The 4,486-nt window shown below is 64.7% G+C and carries 6 protein-coding genes; 3 read left to right on the forward strand and 3 right to left on the reverse strand.

The features are described from left to right. Both ppdK and ACTS2Z_RS11630 read left to right on the forward strand, forming a co-directional pair. Positions 1-1,644: pyruvate, phosphate dikinase (gene ppdK / locus ACTS2Z_RS11625; RefSeq protein ID WP_442573373.1), on the forward strand; the 1,644-nt coding region annotated here is incomplete at its 5' end. Between the two features lie 243 nt (positions 1,645-1,887). Further along, positions 1,888-2,643 carry a cell wall hydrolase gene (locus tag ACTS2Z_RS11630; protein ID WP_442573374.1) on the forward strand — a complete coding sequence of 252 codons (756 nt, stop codon included), beginning with the start codon at positions 1,888-1,890 and terminating at the stop codon, positions 2,641-2,643. Here the strand turns inward: ACTS2Z_RS11630 and ACTS2Z_RS11635 are convergent. Genes ACTS2Z_RS11635 through ACTS2Z_RS11645 form a run of 3 tightly spaced genes read right to left on the reverse strand, consistent with a single transcriptional unit; the run spans position 2,640 to position 3,783 of the window. Next, positions 2,640-2,780, reverse strand: coding sequence for a hypothetical protein (locus ACTS2Z_RS11635; RefSeq protein ID WP_442573375.1), 141 nt, complete (start codon positions 2,778-2,780; stop codon positions 2,640-2,642). The genes ACTS2Z_RS11630 and ACTS2Z_RS11635 overlap by 4 nt on opposite strands. After that, entirely contained in the window at positions 2,777-3,565 is a 789-nt protein-coding gene (locus ACTS2Z_RS11640) for a tRNA1(Val) (adenine(37)-N6)-methyltransferase (protein WP_442573376.1), read from the reverse strand. The genes ACTS2Z_RS11635 and ACTS2Z_RS11640 overlap by 4 nt, the downstream gene beginning before the upstream one ends. After that, on the reverse strand, positions 3,562-3,783 hold the full coding sequence (locus ACTS2Z_RS11645) for a putative signal transducing protein (RefSeq protein ID WP_442573377.1): 222 nt from the start codon (positions 3,781-3,783) through the stop codon (positions 3,562-3,564). Before ACTS2Z_RS11645 ends, ACTS2Z_RS11640 begins: the two co-directional genes overlap by 4 nt. A gap of 173 nt (positions 3,784-3,956) precedes the next feature. Here ACTS2Z_RS11645 and ACTS2Z_RS11650 point away from each other — a divergent pair. Next, the coding region (locus ACTS2Z_RS11650; protein WP_442573378.1) for a polyprenyl synthetase family protein at positions 3,957-4,486 on the forward strand (530 nt) is incomplete at its 3' end.

A 4,486-nucleotide genomic window follows, 5' to 3' on the forward strand; every position in this document is an offset into this window, starting at 1 on the left:
GTGGAGATGGGCCGCCTGTGGATGCTTCAGACCCGCAACGGCAAGCGCACGGCGCGCGCAGCGCTGAAAATCGCCTGCGACATGGTCGATGACGGGCTGATCACCGAAGAGGAAGCCGTGCTGCGTGTCGATCCTTCGGCGCTGGACCAGCTGCTCCACCCGACCATCGCCGAGGATTACGAACGCGATGTGATCGCCAAGGGCCTGCCCGCCTCTCCGGGTGCGGCCTCCGGCCGGGCCGTGTTCGATTCCGACGAGGCCGAGCACCGCGCGAGCCTCGGCGAAAAGGTGATCCTCGTACGGGTCGAAACATCGCCTGAAGACATCCACGGCATGCACGCGGCGCAAGCCATCGTCACCGCGCGTGGCGGCATGACCAGTCACGCTGCCGTGGTGGCGCGCGGCATGGGCCGTCCGTGCGTCTCCGGCGCGGGCGAGATCCGCATTGATGCGAACCGCAAGCAGTTCACCGCACGCGGGCGCACCATCACCGATGGCGACATCATCACCGTGGACGGCGCAACCGGCGAAGTGCTCTTCGGCGAGGCGCGCATGATCAAGCCGGAGCTGACCGGCGATTTTGCCAAGCTGATGGGCTGGGCCGACAAGGCGCGCCGCATGAAGGTGCGCACCAACGCCGAGACGCCCGCCGACGTTCAGACGGCCAAGGAGTTTGGCGCCGAGGGCATCGGCCTGTGCCGCACCGAACACATGTTCTTCGATGCAGACCGCATCGCCGCCGTACGCGAGATGATCCTGTCGGAAGACCAGGACGGCCGCATTGCAGCCCTCGCCAAGATCCTGCCCATGCAGCGCGATGACTTCGCGCAGATCTTCCGCATCATGGAAGAGCGCCCCTGCACGATCCGCCTGCTCGACCCGCCCTTGCACGAATTCCTGCCGCACAGCGAGGAAGATGTGAAAGCGGTGTCGCAGGCGACCGGCCTGCCGGCAGAGGCGCTGATGGAGCGTGCGCGCGGACTGGCCGAGACCAACCCGATGCTGGGCCATCGCGGCTGCCGCCTGGGCATTACCTATCCGGAAATCTACGAGATGCAGGCGCGCGCCATTTTCGAGGCGCAGGCCCTTGTCGAGAAGGAAACCGGCTTCAAGCCCGTCGCCGAAGTGATGATCCCGCTCGTGGCGACGGCAAAAGAGCTGGAAATCCTGAAAGTGCGCGTCGCGGCGGTAGCCCGCGATGTGGAACGCGAATCGGGCGTGGCGCCGGTGTATCTCATCGGCACCATGATCGAACTTCCGCGCGCGGCGCTTCGCGCAGGCGATATCGCGCAATTTGCCGAATTCTTCTCCTTCGGGACGAATGACTTGACCCAGACCACGTTCGGCCTGTCGCGCGACGATGCCGGCAAGTTTCTGGGCGCCTATCTCGAAGCACAGATTTTCGAGCGCGATCCGTTCGTTTCCATCGACCAGGACGGTGTTGGCGACCTGATCCGGCTCGGCGTGGAACGCGGACGCGCAGCGCGCCCGGAGCTAAAGCTCGGAATTTGCGGCGAACATGGCGGTGATCCGGCATCCATCCGATTCTGCGAGTCGGTGGGTCTCGATTATGTTTCCTGCTCGCCCTACCGGGTGCCGATTGCCCGCCTTGCTGCAGCGCAAGCGGCCCTCAAGTCGAGGTAAGGCAATTTCTGGACTTCGCAGTATTTCGCGAATACTGAAATTAGGCATAAATGTGTCCTTAGCATAGGTGCAGTGCAGCGCTGTTGACCGCGCCTGCGCACTTGAGTATGCATTGCGGGATTTCGTTCACACCTTGCTAACCGACGCGGGCGCCTTATGTGCCAATGTCACGCTCGGTCTGGTGTCCGCGATGCAAGGGGTTGCACGCGGCATCCGAACGGCAAGGCGGAAGAAGAGGTTTGCATGGCTATCGCGACGCACTTGCGTTCAGCGTTGTCAGGTTTTGCGCGCCTTGCAGGTGTCGCAGCGTCTATCGGAGCCGTCGCCACCCTGCCGCTGGTAAGCGGTGAGGTCAAAGCGCGTGCCGATACCGCGATGTGGTCGGCGGTCGCCGAGCGCTATCTCAGCAGCGATCTTGAGGGCGACTGGAGCGAGGGCGAAGCCCTGTTCCAGACGGCATCCTTCACTATCGACGCATCAGCAGACGTTTCCGTTCCCCAGGTGAGCGGACGTTCGCTGGATGATCTGCAGACATTTGATCTCAGCCATTTGTCGCTCGCCCGCGATGCGCGCCGCCAGCAGAACTGCCTGGCCGAGGCCGTGTATTACGAGGCACGCGGCGAATCCCTAAGCGGTCAGCTGGCCGTTGCCGAGGTTGTTCTGAACCGTGTGCGCCACCGCGCCTATCCGGACGATATCTGCGGCGTGGTCTATCAGGGCTCCGAGCGTGAGACCGGCTGCCAGTTCAGCTTTGCCTGCGATGGCTCGACGGCACGCGCGCCGCGTGGCCGGGCCTGGCGTCAGTCCCAGCTTGTTGCCAAGCACGCCATGCTGGGTTTTGCCCCGCAGATGACGCGCTCCGCGACGCACTTCCACACGGCAAGCGTCAATCCGCGCTGGTCGTCCAGCCTCGTGCAGACGCGCCGCATCGGCTACCACCTCTTTTACCGGATGCCGAACCGCGCCGAGCGTGACCTGATGGGTGAACGCGGCGTCTAGCGTTCGTTTTCCAGACGGTTTTCCACCGCCTTGCGGGCCGCTTCGGCGGCCCGTTCGCGTTTCTGGCGGGCATTGCGGCCGAATATGACCGCAAACACGATCGCCAGCACGATGAGTCCAAGCGTCAGTTCGATCATGAGCGGCGTCCTTTCACGGGCGGATCAAGGTCGAGACGCGCATCACCGGTGAAGATCGCGCTGGCAGCATCGGTAAAGCGCCGCCCGTCCCCGCCATGCACGACAAGCCCGCTAAAGACCCGCAAGGGCGCCTTGCTGGCCTTCACCGCGCTGACCACTATCCGTTTGGCGGGGTCACCTTCACGCGAATGCACGGGCAGCACAGCGACATTGCCCGCCCGCCCCTCCAGGGCCGTCAAAATGGTGCCCAGCCTGTCGGCGCGATGGATCAGGACCAGCTCACCTCTGGGCCGCAAAGCCTTGAGACCTGCGCTGATCCAGTCAGCCAGCGGCGCCTCACTGATCCAGGCGGCCCGGCGTTCAGGCGATGGCGGGCGCAGCGCGCTTTCGTCGTCAAAGAAGGGCGGATTGAAGAAGACTGCGTCGCAGGTTTGAGCCCCTGCAAGCTCCAGCGCGTCGCCAGTTTCAATCCGGATGCGCGCCTCCAGCCCGTTCAGCTGGACATTATGCACCGCAAGCGCCGCCATGCCCGCGTCCTTCTCGATGGCGCGGAAGCGCACCTCGGGGTTCAGCCTGGCAGCACACAGAAGGGCCGCGCCAGCCCCGCATCCGAACTCGCAGGCCTGCGATCCCGCTGGCAGTTTGAGAGCCGCGGCCAGCACGACAGCGTCGAGCCCTGCCCGGTAGCCGCGCAAGGGCTGGTCCAGCGCCACCCGTCCGTCATGCAGCGTTGTGCGATCGGTTTGCGGAGCCTCGTCCCGGTCTCCTCCGGGTGCGGCGCTCATGACTTGTCTGAAGGGTCCAGCGCGTCGGCCAGAACAGATCTCGCCTTTGCTGCCTGCTCGTCCGGGACGAGCACACGCCGCTTCACCCAGGGCAAGGCGCCGCCGAACATTCCGGCTGTCTCCGCGTCCAGAACCACGGCGCGGATACCGGCTTCCTTCAGGACTGCCTCAATGAAAGACAGCTTTACCGGATCGTTTGTGGTCACTATCTCGATCACGCACTATCTCCTGACCGGCCGGGCGCAATGGCCGCAGTGTGCTGCGCTTGCTGACAGGGCACCACATTCCTATTGTGCCGGGCTATAGCCGCGCTTAGCAAGAGTGACCCGCCGTGAACGGACTGCCCCTCAAAGACGCGCCGCAGGCTCTGCCTGATCCGGTCACCACGCTGATGCGGCTGGCGGGCGACGACATGGTGCAGGTCGAAGCGCTGCTGAACGCGCGCATGGCAAGCCCGGTCGACCTCATTCCGGAGCTGGCTGCCTGGCTGGTCAAGGCGGGTGGCAAGCGCATTCGTCCCCTCATCACCGTCGCGAGCGCCCGTATGCTCGGCTATGAGGGCACAGGCCATCTCGCCCTCGCGGGCGCGGTCGAGCTCATCCACACTGCCACCTTGCTGCACGACGATGTCGTCGACGAAAGCGAGCTGCGGCGCGGCAAGGCGTCGGCCAATCATGTCTGGGGCAATCCGCAAAGCGTGCTGGTGGGCGATTTCCTGTTTGCGCAGGCCTTCATGCTGATGGTCGATTCCGGTTCGCTGGACGCGCTGCACGTGCTGTCACGCGCCGCGGCCATCATCGCAGAGGGCGAGGTTCGCCAGCTGGCGCTCGTCGGCAATACGGCAACCTCGCGCGAAAGCTATATGGAAGTGATCGACGCCAAGACGGCCGCGCTCTTTGCCGCCGCCGCGCAGGTCTCCCC

The organism is Glycocaulis sp. (assembly GCF_052168375.1).
Classification (GTDB): Bacteria; Pseudomonadota; Alphaproteobacteria; order Caulobacterales; family Maricaulaceae; genus Glycocaulis.

Bases quoted from the DNA above. Each gene is read 5' to 3' on its own strand.
- ACTS2Z_RS11630 (WP_442573374.1), top strand. From the start codon at position 1,888: ATGGCTATCGCGACGCACTTGCGTTCAGCGTTGTCAGGTTTTGCGCGC.
- ACTS2Z_RS11640 (WP_442573376.1), bottom strand. From the start codon at position 3,565: ATGAGCGCCGCACCCGGAGGAGACCGGGACGAGGCTCCGCAAACCGAT.
- ACTS2Z_RS11635 (WP_442573375.1), bottom strand. From the start codon at position 2,780: ATGATCGAACTGACGCTTGGACTCATCGTGCTGGCGATCGTGTTTGCG.